Here is a 17,915-nt window from a genome sequence, read left to right on the forward strand (position 1 = left end):
CCCGCACGTCCGCGGCCGCCTCCCGATTCCGACAGAACCATGACGCAGCCTACCCGTCGCCAGTTGGCCAACGCCATCCGCTTCCTTGCCGCCGATGCGGTTGAAACCGCAAAGTCCGGCCACCCCGGCATGCCCATGGGCATGGCCGATATCGCCGAAGTCCTCTGGAACGACTACCTCCGCCATAACCCGAGCAATCCGCACTGGTTCAACCGCGACCGTTTCGTGCTGTCCAACGGCCACGGTTCGATGCTGCAGTACGCACTGCTGCACCTGAGCGGTTACGACCTGCCGATCGAACAGCTGAAGCTGTTCCGCCAGCTGGGCAGCCACACCGCCGGTCACCCGGAACGCCACGAGACCCCGGGCGTGGAAACCACCACCGGCCCGCTGGGCCAGGGTTTCGCCAATGCCGTGGGCTTCGCCCTGGCCGAGAAGCTGCTGGCACAGCGCTTCAACCGCCCGGAGCTGGAAGTGGTCGACCACCGCACCTGGGTGTTCATGGGCGATGGCTGCCTGATGGAAGGCGTGTCGCATGAAGCGGCGTCGCTGGCCGGTACCTGGGGCCTGCACAAGCTGGTCTGCTTCTGGGACAACAACCACATCTCCATCGACGGCAACGTCGAGGGCTGGTTCACCGACAACACCCCGGAGCGTTTCGAGGCCTATGGCTGGAACGTGGTCCGCGACGTCGACGGCCATGACCCGGAAAGCATCAAGGCCGGCATCGAGGCCGCGCTGTCGCAGAACGACAAGCCGACCCTGATCTGCTGCCGCACCACCATTGGTTTTGGTTCGCCGAACAAGGCGGGCAAGGAATCCAGCCACGGTGCCCCGCTGGGCAAGGACGAACTGGAAGCCACCCGCAAGCAGCTGGGCTGGGAATACGGTCCGTTCGAGATCCCGCAGGCGATCTACGACGGCTGGCGCGCCAATGGCGCCGGCACCCTGCGCCAGGCCGAGTGGGAACAGCTGTTCGACAAGTACGCCAGCCAGTACCCGGGCGAAGCGGCCGAACTGACCCGTCGCTCGCACGGCGAACTGCCGGCCGACTTCGTTGCCAAGGCCGATGCCTACATCGCCCAGGTCGCCGCTGAAGGCCCGACGATCGCCTCGCGCAAGGCCTCGCAGCTGGCCATCGAAGCCTACGCACCGCTGCTGCCGGAAATCGTCGGTGGCTCGGCTGACCTGGCGCACTCGAACCTGACCCTGTGGAAGGGCAGCACGTCGGTCGCCAGCGACGACGCCAACGCCAACTACGTGTACTACGGCGTGCGCGAGTTCGGCATGACGGCTATCGCCAATGGCCTGGCCCTGCACGGTGGCTTCATTCCGTTCGACGCCACCTTCCTGGTGTTCAGCGATTACGCCCGCAACGGTGTGCGCATGAGCGCGCTGATCCCGGCCCACGCCATCCACGTCTACACCCACGATTCGATCGGCCTGGGCGAAGACGGCCCGACCCACCAGCCGGTGGAGCACCTGGCCTCGCTGCGCTACATCCCGAACAACGATGTGTGGCGCCCGTGCGATGCGGTCGAGTCGGCCGTGAGCTGGAAGGCCGCGATCACCCGCCAGGACGGCCCGAGCTGCCTGGTGTTCAGCCGCCAGAACCTGCCGCACCAGCCGCGCAACGCCGAGCAGATCGCCCAGATCGAGCGCGGTGGTTACGTGCTGGCCGACGCTGCCGGTACCCCGGACGTGATCCTGATCGCCACCGGTTCGGAAGTCTCGCTGGCCACAGAAGCCAAGGCCCAGCTGGACGCGGCCGGCCTCAAGACCCGCGTGGTCTCGATGCCGTCCACCGACGTGTTCCTGCGCCAGGATGCGGCCTACCGTGAATCGGTGCTGCCGAACGCCGTGCGCAAGCGCGTGGCCGTGGAAGCCGGCGTCACCGGTTTCTGGCGCCAGTTCGTCGGCCTGGACGGCGCGGTGATCGGCATCGACACCTTCGGTGCCTCGGCCCCGGCCGACCAGCTGTACAAGCACTTCGGCATCACCACCGCCCATGTGGTGGAAGCTGCCAAGGCGCTGTAAGCAGCATCGCAGCGTGATGAAGGAAAGGCCGGCGCAAGCCGGCCTTTCTCTTTTTCTGTGGGGCGAAACGAATCGGCCGCCGTGCCAGTAGATCCACGCCATGCGTGGATGAGCGTTACATTGCGTCCCGCACGTCCATCAGCGCAAACCCCAGCAGGTTCAATCCGCGCCACTGCGCCGGGTTGTGCGCGTCGGCGTGATCCTTGGCCAGGCCGATGCCCCAGATGAAATCCACCGGGCTGGCTTCGACCAGCACCCAGCCTGCGGTCGCACGCAGGAACGCCCCAAGTTCCGGGTTCTGCGCGAACTTGGCCCTGTTGCCTTCCACCACCAGGTCGTAGCGGGCCTGCGTCCAGCGCGCTTCATCGAAGCCTTCGATCTGGCGGCCGAAAGCCTTGGCCTTGTCCGGCGTGGTGCTGGCGACGATCTTCTCAAGCAGCTTGGTGGCGCCGAACAGACGCGCCTTTCCGGCCATCATGTAGTGCTCGGCGGTGCGGTAGTGCACGCCATCGATCTCGAAGCCGGCGTCATACCACTGGCTGAAACAGGACGCAGAAACTCCGCTGCGCGGCGGCTGGTGGCCCCAGAAGCAGAGGTAACGCAGGTCTTCGCCTGAAGCCTCGCGCTGCTGCAGATCATGCAGGAAACGGGAATCATCGTTCATCGCCACAGCATAGCGTGCCGCCGTGCCCTGGTAGGTGCCAACCTTGGTTGGCACTGATGCTTTTTCGCCGGGGATGGCCCGGCGCTACCGTACGCGTGATTACGCAGTACGCGCCAGCGCCAGGCGCAGCAGGCGCGCGTCCAGGCGCTCGGCGAAATCCTTCGGCGCCTGCAGGCCCATGCGCTGCAGGTACACCGCGTCGCCGTCGCCGGCCGGTTGCCGCAGCGCCGCCCAGACCGTGCGCAGCTTGTCGCCACGGGTCTGCGTGTTGGCCTTCAGCCATCCCAGCGCCTTCACCAGCACCTGTTCAATCTCGTTGAAATCGCTGCCCAGCGGATAGTCCGGCAGGCTGCCATCGGCACGGAACGGTGCCAGTGCGGCGGCCAATGCCTGCGGCGTGTTTCGCTGCAGGCGCTCGGGATCCGGCTGGGTGCTCTTCAACAGCTTGCGTGCAGCCTGCGCCTGTTGCAGCAGGTCGCCCTGGAACGGCGCCTCGGTGATTGCGGTCATCGCCTGCACGCAATCCTCGTCGGTCAAGCCGCGCAGATCGGCGATGCCGTATTCGTTGAGGTAGATGTCGCGCAGGTGGCGTGGGATGGTAGTGTGCCCGTAGTTCCAGCGCACGTTGGATTCGCGCCGGCCCTTGTCGTCACGCGCGGCGCGGAACATCAGCACGCTGCGCGCTTCGGGCAGGGCATGGGCCATCGCCACGAAGTTGTACTGGCCGCCCACGCCGGACACCACACGGCCATCGTCCAGCGCATCCGACACCGCTGCGCCCAGCGCGGTGGCCATCATGCAGGAATTGAAGAAGCGCGCATGGCGGCGCTGCAGGCGTTCCAGCGTCTCGTTGCCGCCGTACAGCTGGTTGATCTCGCTGATCCTGCGCATGCCGATCGCACGGCATTCGTCATCCGGCAGCGTGCGCAGCCATTCGTAGAACTCCGGCGAGCCCAGGTAGAACGCGCCGTGCAGGTACTCGCCCTCGGCGGCCAGGGTGGCGTGGTCGATGGACAGCGTGCTGCCGTTCTCGATGCGCTGCATCAGCGCCAGGTCGTCATGCACCTTGCGCTTGATCACCCCGGTCTGCACCAGCCGGCGGAAGCCCTCATTGAGCATTTCGCTGCAGCCGTACAGGCCGACCTCGAACGGATCCAGCCCGCCAATCTCCTTCACCAGCGGGTGGCTGGCCAGCTGCGGGTCCAGCGCGTGCAGCACGCGGCGGTAGCGCGCGTTGTCGGTGTGGCGCAGCACCAGCGCATGGCTGAGCGCGTCGGCCAGCGTGCCGATGCCGATCTGCAGGGTGCCGCCGTCGCGGACCAGGGTGCTGGCATACAGGCCGATGGCGTAGTCGGCATCGCCGACCGGCTGCCGCGGCAGGCCGAACAGTGCCGGATACGGCGGTGGCGGGGTGATCACCAGATCGAAGAACGACACATCCACGGTGGCCGAGCCGCCCAGGTAGGGCAGCTGCGGGTCGATCTCGGCGATCAGCAGGGGCCGCGGCAGGCCACGTGCGGCCATGGCATCCAGGGTGTCCTGGGTGATGTCGTTGTTGCATGACAGCGACAGCCGGCGATCATCCGGCCGCATCGCCACCTTCTGCACGATCACCTGCGGCGCGCGCTGGGCGACCGCGTCGGCGGCGTGGGTGTAGTTCAGGCTGGTATAGCTGGACTGCGCCTGGCGCGAACCGAGCAGGGCGCCGGACTGCATGTAGAACTCTTCCACCTGCACATGTGCCGGTAGCGCGTCGCGTGCGATCGCATCGGCATAGGCCAGGCGCGGGAAATCGTCGCCGAAGTGGCGCTGCGTGAACGGTGCCATGAAGCGCGCTTCCATGCCGTTGCCGCGCGCCTTCGGCGGGTTCAGCGACAGCGCGGTATACAGCTGCAGCGGCCGCGACGGGTCGTGCTCGACGCGCGCGTACAGGGCATTGAGCAGCCGGTGCGGCTTGCCCAGCGCCAGCGGTGCCCCGATCCGCAACGGCCCGTCCACGCGCGCAAACAACCAGTCGACAGCGGCGTCCAGGTCGGTGAGGTGTTCGGTCATGCGGGGCGGTCCTGCGTGTGGGGGAGTGCTGGCATTACAGCATGTCGGGCTTGAACCGCCGTCGACGCGAGACTTCGGCGCCGGCCACCATGAACTGCCCATCGCCGCGGTAGTGCACCGTGCGCGGCAGCTTCGGCCGTGGCGCTACGTGTGCGCGCACGATTTCCCAGATGAACAGGTTGTTCGATGCCACCTGGCTGTCGTCGTACAAGCGGCATTCGAAGTTCGAGTGGCATTGCCCGACCAGCGGCGCGCCGACCTCGCGTGCGGGCAGCGCGTCGAGCCCGAACCGGGCGAACTTGTCGACCTCGCGACCACTGCAGTTGCCGATGTCCACCACGGTATCGAGCAGCTCCACGCCGGGTACGTTGATCACGCACTCGCCACTGCCGACGGCCAGGCCGTGGCTGTGGTTTTCATTCCACAGGTAGGTTGCGACCAGTGAAGGCGAGAAGCCCATCACCATGTGCCAGCCCATCGTCATCAGGTTGCGCTGGCCCTGCCACGCGGTACTGACCAGCACGATCGGGCCGGGTTCGAGGAAGCGACGTGCCTGCTCGACCGGGAAGTCCTTCTTGGGCAGCGCTTTCATCCGATGCCAGGGGTGGGAGGAACCGATGCTGGCGCAGCCGGGATGAACCCGGAGTCGAGGGACTTGACAGCCAAGTCGATTACGCGCGTAATCAGATCGTCGATTACGGATGTAAACCATGACCCCGATCAGCGAAGCCGAAGCCGTTGTGATGGAGGTGCTGTGGCAACAGGCACCACGTAGTGCCGATGACGTGGTGGCCGCGCTGGCCCATCGCGACTGGGCCGAGCCGACCATCAAGACCCTGCTCAACCGCCTGCTGACCAAGGGCGCGATCGCCGCCGAGCGCGATGGCCGGCGCTATCTGTACCGGCCCCTGCTGCAGCGCCAGGCCTGGGTGGAGGCGCAAAGCCAGGACTTCATCGGACGCGTCTTCGAGGGCCGCGTGGCGCCACTGGTGGCGCACTTCAGCGAACGTGGGCAGCTGAGCGCGCAGGACATTGCCGAACTGAAGAAGCTGATCCAGGAGCTGGACCATGACTGAGCTGCTCGACGGACTGTGGCGGGCCAGCCTGTGGCTGGCGGTGGGCGTGCTGCTGCTGGCGGCGCTGCGACCACTGCTGGTGGGCCTGGGCGGCGCCGGGCTGGCCTATCGCAGCTGGTGGCTGCTGCCGTTGCTGCTGGTGACCTTGCTGCTGCCGTTGCCGCAGGTCGCGCTGCTGCAGCATGTACCGACGCTGCCGTTGAAAGTGGTGCCGGGGGCCACTGACGGTGGGGCAGGTTGGTCGGTGCCTGGGGCCCTGCTGTCGCTGCTGGCATGGGCGCTGGGCACGGGCATCTGCCTGCTGCGCGACCTGCGTGCGCAGCGCCGTTTCGAACGCAGCATGGGCCAGCTGCGTGCGCGTGCCGATGGCAGCTGGCAGGCCAGTGGCGATCCCGGGCTGCCGGCGCTGGTCGGCCTGTGGCGGCCGCGCATCGTGGTCGGTCCGCAATTCGATCAGCAGTTCACCGCACAGGAGCAGAACCTGATCCTGCAGCACGAGCGCAGCCATCGCCGCAATGGCGACCACTGGGCCAACGGCGCGCTGCTGCTGGTGCGCGCAGTGTTCTGGTTCCACCCGCTTCTGCCATGGGCTGCACGCCGTTTCCTGCTCGACCAGGAGCTGGCCTGTGATGCCCGCACCATTGCCCCGCAGCCTGCGCTGCGCGGCCTCTATGCCAGCACGCTGCTGAAGGCGCAGCTGGTCCATCCGGTTGCGCCCGCGGTCTGCCATTGGCGCAGCCAACCCGTGTTGAAGGAGCGTATCGCCATGTTGAAGCAGTCCAAGCGGAAGGCATTGCCGTGGGTGTCGGGGCAGGTGCTGGTGGTCGGGTTGTGCGTGGGAATGGCGGCGGTGGCGTGGGCCAGCCAGGGCGGTGCGGCGGTAGGTACCCGGATCGGTGTCGAGCCGTTCGAACATGCGGAAGAGGATGCGGCAAAGGCGGGGCTGGACAGTCCGATCCAGGTCGACAAGATGCCGCCACCGTCCTATCCGAAGTCCGCCTTCGAGCAGCGCCAGGTGGGCGTGGTCAACCTGCGCATCGAGGTGGACGCACAGGGCCATCCGACCGATGTACAGGTGCTCAGCGCGACCAATCCGGGGGTGTTCGATGCCGTCTCCATCGCCGCCGCGCGCAGCTGGACCTACCGACCGGCGCGGAAGAACGGCAAGCCGGTGGCCGGTGCCGTACGCATTCCGATCACCTACGCCATGGATGACACCGAGGATACGAAGTGAAGTCCGCGCCGCTGTTGATGATGGCGGCGCTGCTGGTGGGGTGTGCAACCCAGGATCGCCTGACCACGGTTGATACCCGCAGCGAGAATGTCGGTCACCAGCGGCTGCGGCCCGATGCAGGGGGAGGGGCTGGCCAGATCCAGCCTTACACGCTGGCCGCCAGCGAAGGCTACCGGATGCCGCAGCTGCACACGGCACCTGATCCCGTGGTGGGTGATCGCGATCCTCGCACGTCGTTGCCGCCGACCACGGTCTGCCTGCAGGTGGTGGTGGATGCGCAGGGCAGCGTTGAGCGCAGCATGCCGTTGACCGACCGCAGCGAATGCAGTGCGGGTGGGGCGCCGGAGAATGCGCCCTTGCTGCAGGCCGCGCAGGAGGCGGTTGCGATGTGGAAGTATTCGTCCGCCGCGGTCTGCCACTTCGCAGCGGGCAAGGTACCTGCGGATCGCGGCGACTGCCGCGGTGCCGAGCGGGTCGAGCCGGTGGCCGTTACCCTGCAGTACGCCTTCACCTTCGAGGTCGTGAAGGGCCAGCATGTGGTGCGTACACAGGGCCGGTAGTGCCGGGCCATGCGCGACCAGGCAGGCGCCGTCGCCCGCACAGGCGTACAGTGCGGGCGACACGGCAACGGAAGCTGGGGATGAGTATCTGGACAATCATGCTGGCCGGGCTTTCCTGTGTACTGGCCGGTTGCACGCCGCATGGGCAGGACAAGCACGACCTGGATGCGTATCGAAATGGTCCGCCGGCCTGCTCGGCCGGCGGCTACCTGGCAGCGCTGGACGACCCCGCACGCGTGGCGTATCTGCGGGGAGCGCTGCAGGTCCGCCCGCGATCGCCCTGCATCGCCGAACTGCTCGCCGCCCAGCCGCCGGCCTTGCTGCCGGTTGCGCGGCATGCGATCCTCGATGGGGGAGAGCGCAGTGATCTTTCGCTTCTGGTCGGCGCGGTGGCAATGAAGGTCGATCGCGGCGAAATCACCGCTGCACAGGTGGATGCGCTGCAGCTGCAGGCGGCCTGTACCGATTCCCCAGGGGCACCGGCGCAATGCGCGGAACAGCTGCAGCGCCTGCGGCAGGCCTTGCAGGAACTGGACGACCCTTCCTCGCGTGTATTGACGCAGAAGTCGAAGGTACGCCTGTCAGATGCGTCTGCCACCAGGCGGGTGGAAGCCACGCTTGCCATGCGCACGGCCGATGCACCGGCCGCAAGCGGTGTTGCGTGCGGCGGGACCACCTCGCCATGCCGCGAGGTCACGCATCTGGAACTGCGCGTGGACGGCCAGCCGGTTCCCGTGGCGTACTCGGTGTACCGAGATCTCTTCGATCTGCATCGCGGAACCCTGAAGGCAGATGCTGGCGGCGGTGTGCTGGACCTGCTGGGCGGCGACGCATCGGAGAGTTACAACGTGCGTATCCGCTTCGATGCGCAGCACGTGCTGTCACGGCAGATGTATGTGGGCACGGCGCAGGATGACCTGCTGCAGGAAACTGTCTATCACGAGGTGATCTACGAGTGAGGCGCGTCGATGAAGGGGGCACGCGTAAGCATCAGGCCCCGCCCTGGATGTTGGCCTTCACCGCCGGCTGCATCAGCGCCGGCTCGGCCAGCGTGGCATCGCGGGCCTGACGCACGCTGACGAACTCCGCCTCGGCCACGCCGTCATGCACGTGGATGTTGTGCGCGCGCTGTTCGCCGATGGTGGTTTCGTTGGCGAAATCACGGCCGCCCGGGCCGTAGTCGTGGCAGACGAATACGCGGGTGGCGTCGGGCAGGGCCAGCAGGCGCTGGATCGAACGGTACAGCTGCGCGGCATCGCCGCCCGGGAAGTCGCAGCGGGCGGTGCCGCCGTCTGGCATGAACAGCGAGTCGCCGGTGAACAGTGCATCGCCGATCAGGTAGGCGACGCTGTCGCTGGTATGCCCGGGCACGGCGATCACCCGTCCGTCCAGTCCACCAAGGGCGAAGGTTTCGCCATCGCTGAACAGGTGGTCGAAGATGTCATCCGCAGCAGGAAGCTGCAGGCCATAGCGTGGTGCAAACGTCGCCTGCACCGCACGGATGCCTTCGCCGATGGCGAGCGTGGCCTGCGGGAAGCGCTGCTTGAGCCGACGCCCCGCCGACACATGGTCGGCGTGGGCGTGGGTTTCCAGCAGCCAGCGCAGCTGCAGGCCCTGCTGTTCGATGGCCTGCAGCACGTCGCGCAGCGGCGACTCGCTGCTGGCGTCGGTGTCCGGGTCGTAGTCCAGGACCGGGTCGATCAGCGCCGCCTCGCCGCTGGCCGGGTCGCTGGCCAGGTAGCTGAAGGTATTGCTGTCACGGTGGAAGAACGACTGCACCTGGACTGACATTGGAACGCTCCTCAGCGCGCGCCGAGCACGCGGTTCAGCAACTGGGCCAGGTTCTCGCCGGCCAGTCGCAGCTGCGCTTCGGCCAGCGGCCGGTAGCGCTCGGTGTATTCATCACCGATTTTACGCGTGGCCGGATAAACGCCAGCTTGCATGGAAATGCGGCAGCTGGCCTCGGCCCAGGTCTGCGGGTCGCGTTGCGGGTTGGACTGGCGCGCCAGCTTCGGCGCGCGCTGGCTCTGCAGCAGCGGAAGGTAGCCGGCATCGTCCAGCTTGCGGGTGTTGAGCATGCCGCTGTCCCACAGCGAGTGCAGGTTGGTACCGCGGTTGCCGAACTGCAGCTGGAAATCGTTGCCGCCCTTGTCATGGGCATAGCCGGCGTGCATCGGCTGGTGGATGTCACCCACCAGGTGCACGACGAACTTCAGCGCCTGCAGGCGCTCGCCGTCGGTCAGGCTGCGGTCGCCGAGGATGGTGCTCTGTGCTTTCAGTGCCTCGACAATGCAGTTGCCGCTCTTGCAGTGCTTCGGTGCTTCGTAATGGCAGTTGTCTTCGGCGATGTTGACGTAGTGCCAACCGGCCGAGCGACGGCCCAGGCCGGGGTCCTTGGCGCGCAGCTGATCGGCCCAGGGGGCGATGCTGGCCAGGGTGGCGTCTGGCTCGGTGGCCAGCAGGCGGTCCACTTCGGCGCGGGCGGTGGGGTTGAGGCGGGCGTCGGCGACTTCGGCGACAAGGCGGTGGCCTTGTGCGCCCCAGGCATGGGCCGGGGCCGAAGCGGACAGCAGGGCCGGCGCCAGGGCGGCGGCGAGGAACAGGGAGTGCAGGGCTTTCATGCGTACATTCTAGCGGGCCTCGGCAGACCCGGGCTTGATCACGCGTGGCGTTCGCCACACGGTCTTGATGCACCAGCCGCTAGGGTGACCCGGGCACACGCGGGGGAGGGGCTGATGGCGATCACGGACAGGCGCATCATGGCCGGGCATCCCGATGACGACGGGTTCGCCGCCGCGTTCGATGCCCAGGTGGTCTGGCGCATGCGCTGGGCCTGCGCCGTGGCAGGCGCGTTCTCGCTGGGCTTTGCCGTGCTCGATACCTACTGGTTGCCGCCGGAGGTGCACGCGCCGGTGCTGCGCTGGCGGCTGGGCGTTCTGCTGCCGGCACTGCTGCTGGGCGTCGCGCTGACCTTCGTGCCGATGCTGCGGCGCCACCTCCAGTGGCTGGGCGGCAGCGTCGTGCTGGTCAGCGGGCTGGCGCTGGTGACCATGATCTGGACCGCGCACCGTGCCGGCGTGAACTACCCCTACGAAGGCATCAGCCTGTTCCTGTTGCTGAACTACTTCCTGTGCGGGCTGCGTTTCGGGGTGGCGACGCTGACCGGAACCCTGATCGCGCTGGCGTTCGTGCTGGCCGAGCTGCAGGTGGGCCGGCACTGGGCGCAGATGCTGCAGAGCGTGATGTTCGTGCTGGCCAGCAACCTCGCCGGCATTTTCGGCAGCTACATTTCCGAACGGCAGACGCGTGCAACGTGGCGGGCCGAACAACGCCTGGATGCACTGGCCAACCATGACGGCCTGACCGGCCTGCTGAACCGGCGCGCCTTCGATCGCCAGGCCAACCAGATCTTCCAGCGCTATCTGCGTACACCGCATGCGCGCGGCGCGCTGCGCATCGCCATGATCGATATCGACTACTTCAAGCGCTACAACGACCACCACGGCCATCCCGCCGGCGACACCGTCCTGCATGCGGTGGCAACCACCCTGGCCGCGCAGCTGCGCGGTAGCGACTCGGTGGTGGCGCGCTACGGCGGCGAAGAGTTCGTGGCGCTGGGCCACTGGGCGCCGGGCCAACCGGAATCAGCGCCGTTCGAGCAGCTTCGGCAACAGGTGCAGGCACTGGCGATCGCACATGCCGATTCGGATGCAGCCCCGGTGGTGAGCGTGAGCATCGGCGTGGCGCGCTGGCATGACGATGGTGGCGATACGCTGGAGCAGGCATTGGCACGCGCCGATGCAGCGCTGTATCGCGCCAAGGAAAGCGGCCGCAACCGGGTGGAAGTGGCGCCGGATCAATAATCGACTGAAAGGCGGCCCGTTCATGCTTCTGTAGAGCCGAGCCATGCGCGGCTGCTCTTATTCGGGTATCTGCGCGCTCCGCGAGATAGCCGGGCATGGCTCGGCTCTACAGAAGGGCGCGCCTACGCATGCTTCCCGAAAAAAAGCCCCGGCAAAGACCGGGGCAACATGCTGCGAGGGTTTTGCGTGTGGCAGGGAGCGGGGGCCGAAGCCCCCGCGCTCAACACACCGCTTAGAACTTGAAGACGTACGACGCACCGTAGACCAGCGGATCGATGTTGACCGTGCCGATCTTCTCGCCGTTCAACTTCACCTTGCTGTCGATGTCGATCCAGCGCATGTCCACGCGCAGGGCACCCTTCTCGCCGATCGCGAAGTCGATGCCGGCATGCGCGGCCAGGCCCCACGAATCCTGCAGCTTCAGCTTGCTGCCGGCCAGTGCGCCGGTGGTGTCTTCACTGAAGAAGGTCGTGTAGTTCACGCCCGCGCCAACGAACGGCGAGACCTTGCCCTTGCTGTTGAAGTGGTACTGCAGGGTCACCACCGGCGGCAGCTGCTTGGTGCTGCCCACGCGGCCCAGGCCGTTGATGTTGATGTCGTGCTTGAACGGCAGTGCGGCCAGCACTTCGATGCCCAGGTTGTCGGCGATGAAGTATTCGCCGGTGATGGTCGGCTTGACGTCGTTGTCGACGTCGACCTTCAGGGTGTGGCCGGCCAGCCAGCCGTTGTTCGACTTCGGCGCCACCTGGTGGATGCCGGCCGAGACGGTCCAGTCACCCTTGGACTGGGCCATGGCCGGGGCGGCGGCGAGGGACAGGGCGGCGGCCAGGCCGGCCAGGATCAGGGGGGAGGTCTTGCGCATGGGGGTGATCTCGTTGCTGGGTGGATGGCGACAGTCTCGGCCTCACGCCGCGCTAACGCTTTGATCCGGATCAAATCCTGTCCGCCAGCCCTCTGGCGCGGGCGCTGGCCCACGGTGGCCAGCCCCGGTTTGCTAGACTTGTGGGCCCTATCCATCCCGCCGCACCCGTCGCGGCCGCAGGAGCTTGAGAACATGGCAATCAAGGTTGGTATCAACGGTTTCGGTCGCATCGGGCGTAACGTCCTGCGCTCGGCGGTGCTGAACTTCGGCGACGACATCGAAATCGTGGCCATCAACGATCTGCTGGAGCCGGATTACCTGGCGTACATGCTCAAGTACGACTCCGTGCACGGCCGCTTCAAGGCCGACGTGGCCGTGCAGGGCAACGACCTGCTGGTGAACGGCAAGAAGATCCGCCTGACCCAGGAACGCGACCCGGCCAACCTGAAGTGGGATGAAGTCGGTGCCGACGTGGTGCTGGAAGCCACCGGCCTGTTCCTGACCAAGGAAACCGCGCAGAAGCACATCGATGCGGGCGCGAAGAAGGTCATCATGTCGGCCCCGTCGAAGGACGACACGCCGATGTTCGTGTTCGGCGTGAACGACAAGACCTACGCCGGCCAGGCCATCATTTCCAACGCGTCGTGCACCACCAACTGCCTGGCCCCGCTGGCCAAGGTCATCAACGACAAGTGGGGCATCAAGCGTGGCCTGATGACCACCGTGCATGCGGCCACCGCCACCCAGAAGACCGTCGATGGCCCGTCCAACAAGGACTGGCGCGGCGGCCGTGGCATCCTGGAAAACATCATTCCGTCGTCCACCGGTGCGGCCAAGGCCGTCGGCGTGGTCATTCCGGAACTGAACAAGAAGCTGACCGGCATGAGCTTCCGCGTCCCGACCTCGGACGTGTCGGTGGTCGACCTGACCGTCGAGCTGGAAAAGGAAGCCACCTACGCCGAGATCTGCGCCGAAGTGAAGGCACAGAGCGAAGGCGCGCTGAAGGGCATCCTGGGCTACACCGAAGACAAGGTGGTGGCCACCGATTTCGTCGGTGAAACCCACACCTCGGTGTTCGACGCCGACGCCGGCATCGCCCTGGACGGCACCTTCGTCAAGCTCGTGTCGTGGTACGACAACGAGTGGGGCTATTCCAACAAGTGCCTGGAAATGGCCAAGGTTGTCGCCGCCAAGTAAGGCCGGCGAAGATCGCACGCGGACCCCGGCCTGGCCGGGGTTCGTCGTTTATGGGGCCGGCCCTGTCGTAGCATGGCCCGGTCGACCGCTGCCGCTGGGGCGCGGGAACGCAATGGAAGCACGCAATGGAAGCTCTGATCGCCCTGGTCGTACTGGTCCTGCTGGCCATCCCGCTGCTGCTGGTGGTGGCGCTGGTGATGATCGCCGGCCTGCGCCGCCGCGTCGCCGCGCTGGAAAGCGCGCTGGCCGCCGCGCCTGCCACCCGGCCGGCCGCTGCGGCCACCGCCACCCAAGCGGCGCCTGCCCGGTCGGTGGTGACGCCTTCGGCCAGCGCCGATCCTCCGTTCCTGCGGCCAGTCGCGGCGGCGACACCACAACCGCCGCCGGCGCCTGAAGCCCTGCCTGCCGGGCCACCTGCGCCCCGTCCCGTCACGCCGCCGCCGGTACCGGTGGCGCCACCACTGCCTGCCGAGCCGGCGCTGCCGAATTTCATCGAGCGTGGCATCGGTGCGGTCAAGCGCTGGTTCACCGAAGGCAACGTGCCGGTCAAGATCGGCATGCTGGTGCTGCTCGCCGGTGTCGCCGCGCTGCTCAAATACGTCAGCGAACAGGGCTGGCTGGTGCTGCCGATCGAACTGCGCCTGGCCGGCGTCACCGTGGGCGCGCTGGGCCTGCTGGCCTTCGGCTGGCACCAGCGCGAACGCAGGCGCATGTTCGCGCTTGCGCTGCAGGGCGGTGCCATCGGCGTGCTGCTGCTGACCATCTTCGCCGCCTTCAAGCGATTCGACCTGATTCCGCCAGGCTTCGCCTTCGTCAGCTCGATTGCGCTGGTGGCAGGCCTGTGCGTGCTGGCGGTGATGCAGAACTCGCGAACCCTGGCGGTGCTGGGCATCCTCGCCGGCTTCATGGCGCCGCTGTGGCTGTCCACCGGCAGTGGCAACCACGTGGGGTTGTTCAGCTACTACGCGGTGCTCAACGCCGGCATCTTCGCCATTGCCTGGTTCCGGCCGTGGCGCGCGCTGAACCTGCTGGGTTTCGCCTTCACCTTCGGCATCGGTACGTTCTGGGGCGTGCTGCAGTACGCGCCGGACAAGTTCGGCAGTACCGAACCGTTCCTGCTGCTGTTCTTTGCCTTCTACCTGCTGATCCCGCTGCTGTACGCACGCCGGCAGCCCGCCGGCCGCCGCGACCTGGTCGATGGCAGCCTGGTGTTCGGCACCCCGCTGGTCGCGTTCTCGCTGCAGGCCGGCATGCTGCATGAGCAGCCGATGACGCTGGCGCTCTGCGCGCTCGGCCTGGCCGCGATCTACGCGGTGCTGGCGTGGGCGTTGATCCGGCGTGCGTCGTACACCGTGCTGGCGCAGTCGCACGCGGTGCTGGCGGCGGGCTTTGCCACGCTGGCAGTGCCGCTGGCGCTGTCGGCACGCGCCACGGGTGCCGTGTTCGCGCTGGAAGGCGCTGGCCTGGCCTGGCTGGGCCTGCGCCAGAAGCGCTGGCTGCCGCAGGTGGCTGGCGCGTTGCTGCAGATGGGCGCCGCGTTCGCCTTCGTGGCCGGCGGCGACCACTGGCACGAGGACCTGCGCTTCCTGATCAATCCGACCGCCATCGGCGCGCTGCTGCTGGCGCTGGCAGGTTTCGCCTCCGCCTGGAGCTACCAGCGCCGGCCGCGCCATGAGGTCGCACTGGTCTACTACCTGTGGGGCCTGCTGTGGTGGCTGGGCGGGCTGGTACACGAGATCACCCGTTTCTTCCCGTACCGCATGGAAGTGGATGCGCTGCTGGTGCTGGCTGCGGTCACCGCATGGCTGGCCGCCGAAATGCAGCGCCGCCAGCCGGCGCGTGCATTGGGCGTGACTGCGCTGGCGATGCTGGCGCTGGGCTTCCCGCTGGCGCTGATGCAGAGCGACGCGCACCATCAGCCGTTCGCCGGCTACGGTGCGTTGGCCTGGGCGGTATTCGCCGTGCTCGGTGTACGCACGCTGCTGTGCCTGCGCCAGGGCGGTGACAGCGTGGCGCGCATCGCGCAGTTCCTGTGGTGGCTGCTGTGGCCGTCGCTGCTTTCGCTGCTGGCGCTGTGGGGGGGGGGCGAGGCCGGTCTGGCGCAGGGTTGGACGACGCTGCTGGTCACGCTGCCGTGGCTGCTGATGGCGTCGCTGTCGCTGTGGCGCTGGAATACGCTGCGCTGGCCATTGGGTGAAGCGTTCGACCGCGTGCGCACGCCGCTGCAGTGCGTGCTGTTCGGGCTGCTGTCGATCGGCTGGCTGCTGGGGCAGCTGTTGCCGGGCGATGCTTCTCCGTTGCTCTGGCTGCCGGTGCTGAACCCGGCCGAGCTTGGACAGTGGCTCAGCCTGTTGCTGCTCGCGCGCTGGCTGTACAGCGGCCAGGCGCCGAAGGCACTGCTGGGTATCCGCATGCCGCTGCTGTCACTGGCAACGTTCGTTGCGCTGACCAGCGTGGTGCTGCATGGCGTGCACCAGTGGGGCGGCCTGTCGTGGAACGCGTCGATGATGCGCTTCAGCCTGGCGCAGACCAGCCTGACCGTGCTGTGGAGCGTGCTCGGAGTGATCGCCTGGGTATGGGGTTCGCGTCGCGGCCAGCGCGTGTTGTGGATGGTCGGTGCCGTGCTGATGGGCGTGGTGCTGGCCAAGCTGGTCATCGTCGATCGCCAGCACCTGGGCAACCTGCTGGGCATCGCATCGTTCATCGCCTACGGCCTGCTGTGCACCGTCGTGGGTTATCTGGCACCGGCACCGCCCAGCGCGGCGCCGACCGTGGAGGAAAAGCAATGAAAACGTGGAGCAGGGTGCTGCTGCCGGCGATGTTCGGCCTGCTGGCCGCCGTCGCGGTGCAGGCCGCCGATTACCGCACGCAGTACGCCGAACAGTGGCCACTGACGTTGTCCAGTGCACAGTCCGGTGCTTATCGCGTCGTGCTGGAACCGGCGATCTACCGTCGCGCCGGTACCGCGGACCTGAGCGATCTGCAGGTGTTCAATGCCGCAGGCCAGTCGCTGCCCTCCGCCTTGCTGGCGCCCGATCAGCCGCTGGCGCAGCCGCCGGTGCAGCGTGAGCTGCCCTGGTTCGCGCTGCCGCCGCTGGCCGAAGCGCAGCGCAACGATCTGCAGTTGCTGACCGAGCGTGATACCGATGGCCGTGTGCGTCGCGTCGAAGCACGCGTGAGTGGCGGTGCGGCGGCGAGCGGGCAGGGTGGCTGGCTGATCGACGCCAGCGTGCTCGGCCAGCAGCCGGTGGCGGCGCTGGTACTGGATTGGGCCGACAGCGGAGAGCCGCTGCAGGCACAGGTGCAGCTGGATGCCAGCGACGACCTGCAGCACTGGCGTCCGATCGGGCGTGATATCCCGCTGGTCGACCTGCAGCGTGCTGGCAAGCGCCTGCTGCAGCGCCGCCTGCAGGTGGACGGCGAGGCGCGCTACCTGCGCGTGCTGGCGCAGGGCGATGCACGCCTGCCGGCGCTGCGCAGCGTACTGGCCGAGCTGCCGCCGGCGCCGGCCACACTGCCGTGGGAGTGGCTGTCGCTGGAGCCGACCTCGACGGGCAAGGGGGAATACACCTTTGAGATGGATGGCCGTTTCCCGGTCGCCCGTGCGGACGTGGCCAGTACCGACAACAGCCTGGTGCAGTGGACGTTGTTCAGCCGCGACGACGAAAGTGCGGAGTGGCAGCGCCGTAGTGCGCCGTGGATTGCCTACCAGCTGCAGCAGGGCGCACAGGGCCCGCGCCAGCAGTCGGCCGCGCAGGCACTGGGCGGCGTGCATCGCGACCGCTACTGGAAGCTGGTTGCGAATCCTGCCGAATTGGCGACTGCGCCGTCCCTGCGCCTGGGCTACCAGCCGGAAGTGCTGGTGTTCCTCAGCCAGGGCGCGGCGCCCTACGCGTTGGCGGTGGGCAGCTCGACCGCGCGCCGGATGGAGGCGCCGATCGGGGTGCTGATCGAGGAACTGCGACAGCGCAACGACCCGTCGTGGCAGCCGACGCTGGCGCGCCTGGAAGGCAGCCCGGAGCCGCTGGCCGGCGATGCGGCGCTGAAGGCCCAGCATGATTGGAAGTCGTGGTTGCTGTGGGCATTGCTGGGGCTGGGTGTGCTGGTTGTTGGCGGCCTGGCGGTCAGCCTGCTTCGGCAGAAGCCTGCGCCTTCGGCGTAGGTTCCGGCGAACGGCGCAGCCCCTCGTGGGTGGGGGTGGTCGTGCAAAGCAAAAGCAAAAGCCGCGCTTGGCCGGGCGGGGTGGGTTCGCGGGGGACGCCGCAAGTACGTCCTTTGACAGTTTCCGGTTGCTTCCACCCACGGAAAGAAAGAAGAAGAGCAAAAGCTGCCTGGCTGGGCGCTCTTTGTAGAGCCGAGCCCGCGCTCGG

15 protein-coding genes are annotated in these 17,915 nt (G+C 67.4%); 9 read left to right on the forward strand and 6 right to left on the reverse strand.

All coding sequences use genetic code 11. From position 1 onward, the window contains the following. Positions 1-39: 39 nt before the first annotated feature. On the forward strand, positions 40-2,037 hold the full coding sequence (gene tkt, locus V3B41_RS18040) for a transketolase (RefSeq protein WP_197632869.1): 1,998 nt from the start codon (positions 40-42) through the stop codon (positions 2,035-2,037). 115 nt (positions 2,038-2,152) lie between these two features. Here the strand turns inward: tkt and V3B41_RS18045 are convergent, their stop codons facing one another. The 3 genes from V3B41_RS18045 to V3B41_RS18055 are packed head-to-tail and all read right to left on the reverse strand — an operon-like array spanning position 2,153 to position 5,345. After that, positions 2,153-2,755, reverse strand: a complete 603-nt coding sequence (locus V3B41_RS18045; RefSeq protein ID WP_238380329.1) for an NADAR family protein — start codon at positions 2,753-2,755, stop codon at positions 2,153-2,155. A 45-nt stretch (positions 2,756-2,800) separates the two neighbouring features. Continuing rightward, positions 2,801-4,753, reverse strand: a complete 1,953-nt coding sequence (locus V3B41_RS18050) for an acetyl-CoA hydrolase/transferase C-terminal domain-containing protein (RefSeq protein WP_329861754.1) — start codon at positions 4,751-4,753, stop codon at positions 2,801-2,803. 34 nt (positions 4,754-4,787) lie between these two features. Continuing rightward, entirely contained in the window at positions 4,788-5,345 is a 558-nt protein-coding gene (locus tag V3B41_RS18055) for a flavin reductase family protein (protein WP_049432676.1), read from the reverse strand. A 118-nt stretch (positions 5,346-5,463) separates the two neighbouring features. Here V3B41_RS18055 and V3B41_RS18060 point away from each other — a divergent pair, with 118 nt between their 5' ends. The 4 genes from V3B41_RS18060 (at position 5,464) to V3B41_RS18075 (ending at position 8,582) form a co-directional block, all read left to right on the forward strand. Beyond that, positions 5,464-5,829: a BlaI/MecI/CopY family transcriptional regulator gene (locus tag V3B41_RS18060; RefSeq protein WP_010484077.1), complete on the forward strand. Its 366-nt coding sequence runs from the start codon at positions 5,464-5,466 to the stop codon at positions 5,827-5,829. Continuing rightward, complete coding sequence (locus V3B41_RS18065) at positions 5,822-7,063, forward strand: TonB family protein (RefSeq protein ID WP_197632868.1); 1,242 nt, start codon at positions 5,822-5,824, stop codon at positions 7,061-7,063. Before V3B41_RS18060 ends, V3B41_RS18065 begins: the two co-directional genes overlap by 8 nt. Beyond that, entirely contained in the window at positions 7,060-7,623 is a 564-nt protein-coding gene (locus tag V3B41_RS18070) for a hypothetical protein (protein ID WP_049432681.1), read from the forward strand. Before V3B41_RS18065 ends, V3B41_RS18070 begins: the two co-directional genes overlap by 4 nt. 80 nt (positions 7,624-7,703) lie before the next feature. Beyond that, entirely contained in the window at positions 7,704-8,582 is an 879-nt protein-coding gene (locus V3B41_RS18075; RefSeq protein WP_329861755.1) for a hypothetical protein, read from the forward strand. A 31-nt stretch (positions 8,583-8,613) separates the two neighbouring features. On the opposite strand, the gene V3B41_RS18080 is transcribed toward V3B41_RS18075, so the two are convergent. Both V3B41_RS18080 and V3B41_RS18085 read right to left on the reverse strand, forming a co-directional pair. Beyond that, entirely contained in the window at positions 8,614-9,414 is an 801-nt protein-coding gene (locus tag V3B41_RS18080) for an MBL fold metallo-hydrolase (protein ID WP_207048932.1), read from the reverse strand. Between the two features lie 11 nt (positions 9,415-9,425). Further along, positions 9,426-10,244, reverse strand: coding sequence for a S1/P1 nuclease (locus tag V3B41_RS18085; protein WP_197632865.1), 819 nt, complete (start codon positions 10,242-10,244; stop codon positions 9,426-9,428). A 114-nt stretch (positions 10,245-10,358) separates the two neighbouring features. Between V3B41_RS18085 and V3B41_RS18090 the strand changes: the two genes are divergently transcribed. After that, positions 10,359-11,486 (forward strand): GGDEF domain-containing protein, encoded by a 1,128-nt coding sequence (locus V3B41_RS18090; RefSeq protein ID WP_197632863.1) that lies wholly within the window; start codon positions 10,359-10,361, stop codon positions 11,484-11,486. Positions 11,487-11,718: 232 nt separating this feature from the next. On the opposite strand, the gene V3B41_RS18095 is transcribed toward V3B41_RS18090, so the two are convergent. Further along, positions 11,719-12,348 carry an OmpW family outer membrane protein gene (locus V3B41_RS18095; protein WP_049432699.1) on the reverse strand — a complete coding sequence of 210 codons (630 nt, stop codon included), beginning with the start codon at positions 12,346-12,348 and terminating at the stop codon, positions 11,719-11,721. Between the two features lie 192 nt (positions 12,349-12,540). Between V3B41_RS18095 and gap the strand changes: the two genes are divergently transcribed. The 3 genes from gap to V3B41_RS18110 all read left to right on the forward strand — a co-directional run bounded on the left by gap (position 12,541) and on the right by V3B41_RS18110 (position 17,707). Then, entirely contained in the window at positions 12,541-13,545 is a 1,005-nt protein-coding gene (gap, locus tag V3B41_RS18100) for a type I glyceraldehyde-3-phosphate dehydrogenase (protein WP_019660012.1), read from the forward strand. 125 nt (positions 13,546-13,670) lie between these two features. Continuing rightward, entirely contained in the window at positions 13,671-16,334 is a 2,664-nt protein-coding gene (locus V3B41_RS18105; protein WP_329861756.1) for a DUF2339 domain-containing protein, read from the forward strand. Beyond that, positions 16,331-17,707 (forward strand): DUF3999 domain-containing protein, encoded by a 1,377-nt coding sequence (locus V3B41_RS18110; RefSeq protein ID WP_197620186.1) that lies wholly within the window; start codon positions 16,331-16,333, stop codon positions 17,705-17,707. Before V3B41_RS18105 ends, V3B41_RS18110 begins: the two co-directional genes overlap by 4 nt. The last annotated feature ends 208 nt before the right edge of the window (positions 17,708-17,915 follow it).

The organism is Stenotrophomonas sp. SMYL89, from assembly GCF_036319985.1.
Lineage (GTDB): Bacteria > Pseudomonadota > Gammaproteobacteria > Xanthomonadales > Xanthomonadaceae > Stenotrophomonas > Stenotrophomonas maltophilia_Q.

Excerpts from the sequence above, each read along its gene's own strand:
- V3B41_RS18050 (WP_329861754.1), bottom strand. The coding sequence starts at position 4,753 with ATGACCGAACACCTCACCGACCTGGACGCCGCTGTCGACTGGTTGTTT.
- V3B41_RS18085 (WP_197632865.1), bottom strand. The coding sequence starts at position 10,244 with ATGAAAGCCCTGCACTCCCTGTTCCTCGCCGCCGCCCTGGCGCCGGCC.
- V3B41_RS18075 (WP_329861755.1), top strand. The coding sequence starts at position 7,704 with ATGAGTATCTGGACAATCATGCTGGCCGGGCTTTCCTGTGTACTGGCC.
- tkt (WP_197632869.1), top strand. The coding sequence starts at position 40 with ATGACGCAGCCTACCCGTCGCCAGTTGGCCAACGCCATCCGCTTCCTT.
- V3B41_RS18110 (WP_197620186.1), top strand. The coding sequence starts at position 16,331 with ATGAAAACGTGGAGCAGGGTGCTGCTGCCGGCGATGTTCGGCCTGCTG.
- gap (WP_019660012.1), top strand. The coding sequence starts at position 12,541 with ATGGCAATCAAGGTTGGTATCAACGGTTTCGGTCGCATCGGGCGTAAC.
- V3B41_RS18080 (WP_207048932.1), bottom strand. The coding sequence starts at position 9,414 with ATGTCAGTCCAGGTGCAGTCGTTCTTCCACCGTGACAGCAATACCTTC.
- V3B41_RS18090 (WP_197632863.1), top strand. The coding sequence starts at position 10,359 with ATGGCGATCACGGACAGGCGCATCATGGCCGGGCATCCCGATGACGAC.
- V3B41_RS18065 (WP_197632868.1), top strand. The coding sequence starts at position 5,822 with ATGACTGAGCTGCTCGACGGACTGTGGCGGGCCAGCCTGTGGCTGGCG.
- V3B41_RS18095 (WP_049432699.1), bottom strand. The coding sequence starts at position 12,348 with ATGCGCAAGACCTCCCCCCTGATCCTGGCCGGCCTGGCCGCCGCCCTG.
- V3B41_RS18060 (WP_010484077.1), top strand. The coding sequence starts at position 5,464 with ATGACCCCGATCAGCGAAGCCGAAGCCGTTGTGATGGAGGTGCTGTGG.
- V3B41_RS18055 (WP_049432676.1), bottom strand. The coding sequence starts at position 5,345 with ATGAAAGCGCTGCCCAAGAAGGACTTCCCGGTCGAGCAGGCACGTCGC.
- V3B41_RS18105 (WP_329861756.1), top strand. The coding sequence starts at position 13,671 with ATGGAAGCTCTGATCGCCCTGGTCGTACTGGTCCTGCTGGCCATCCCG.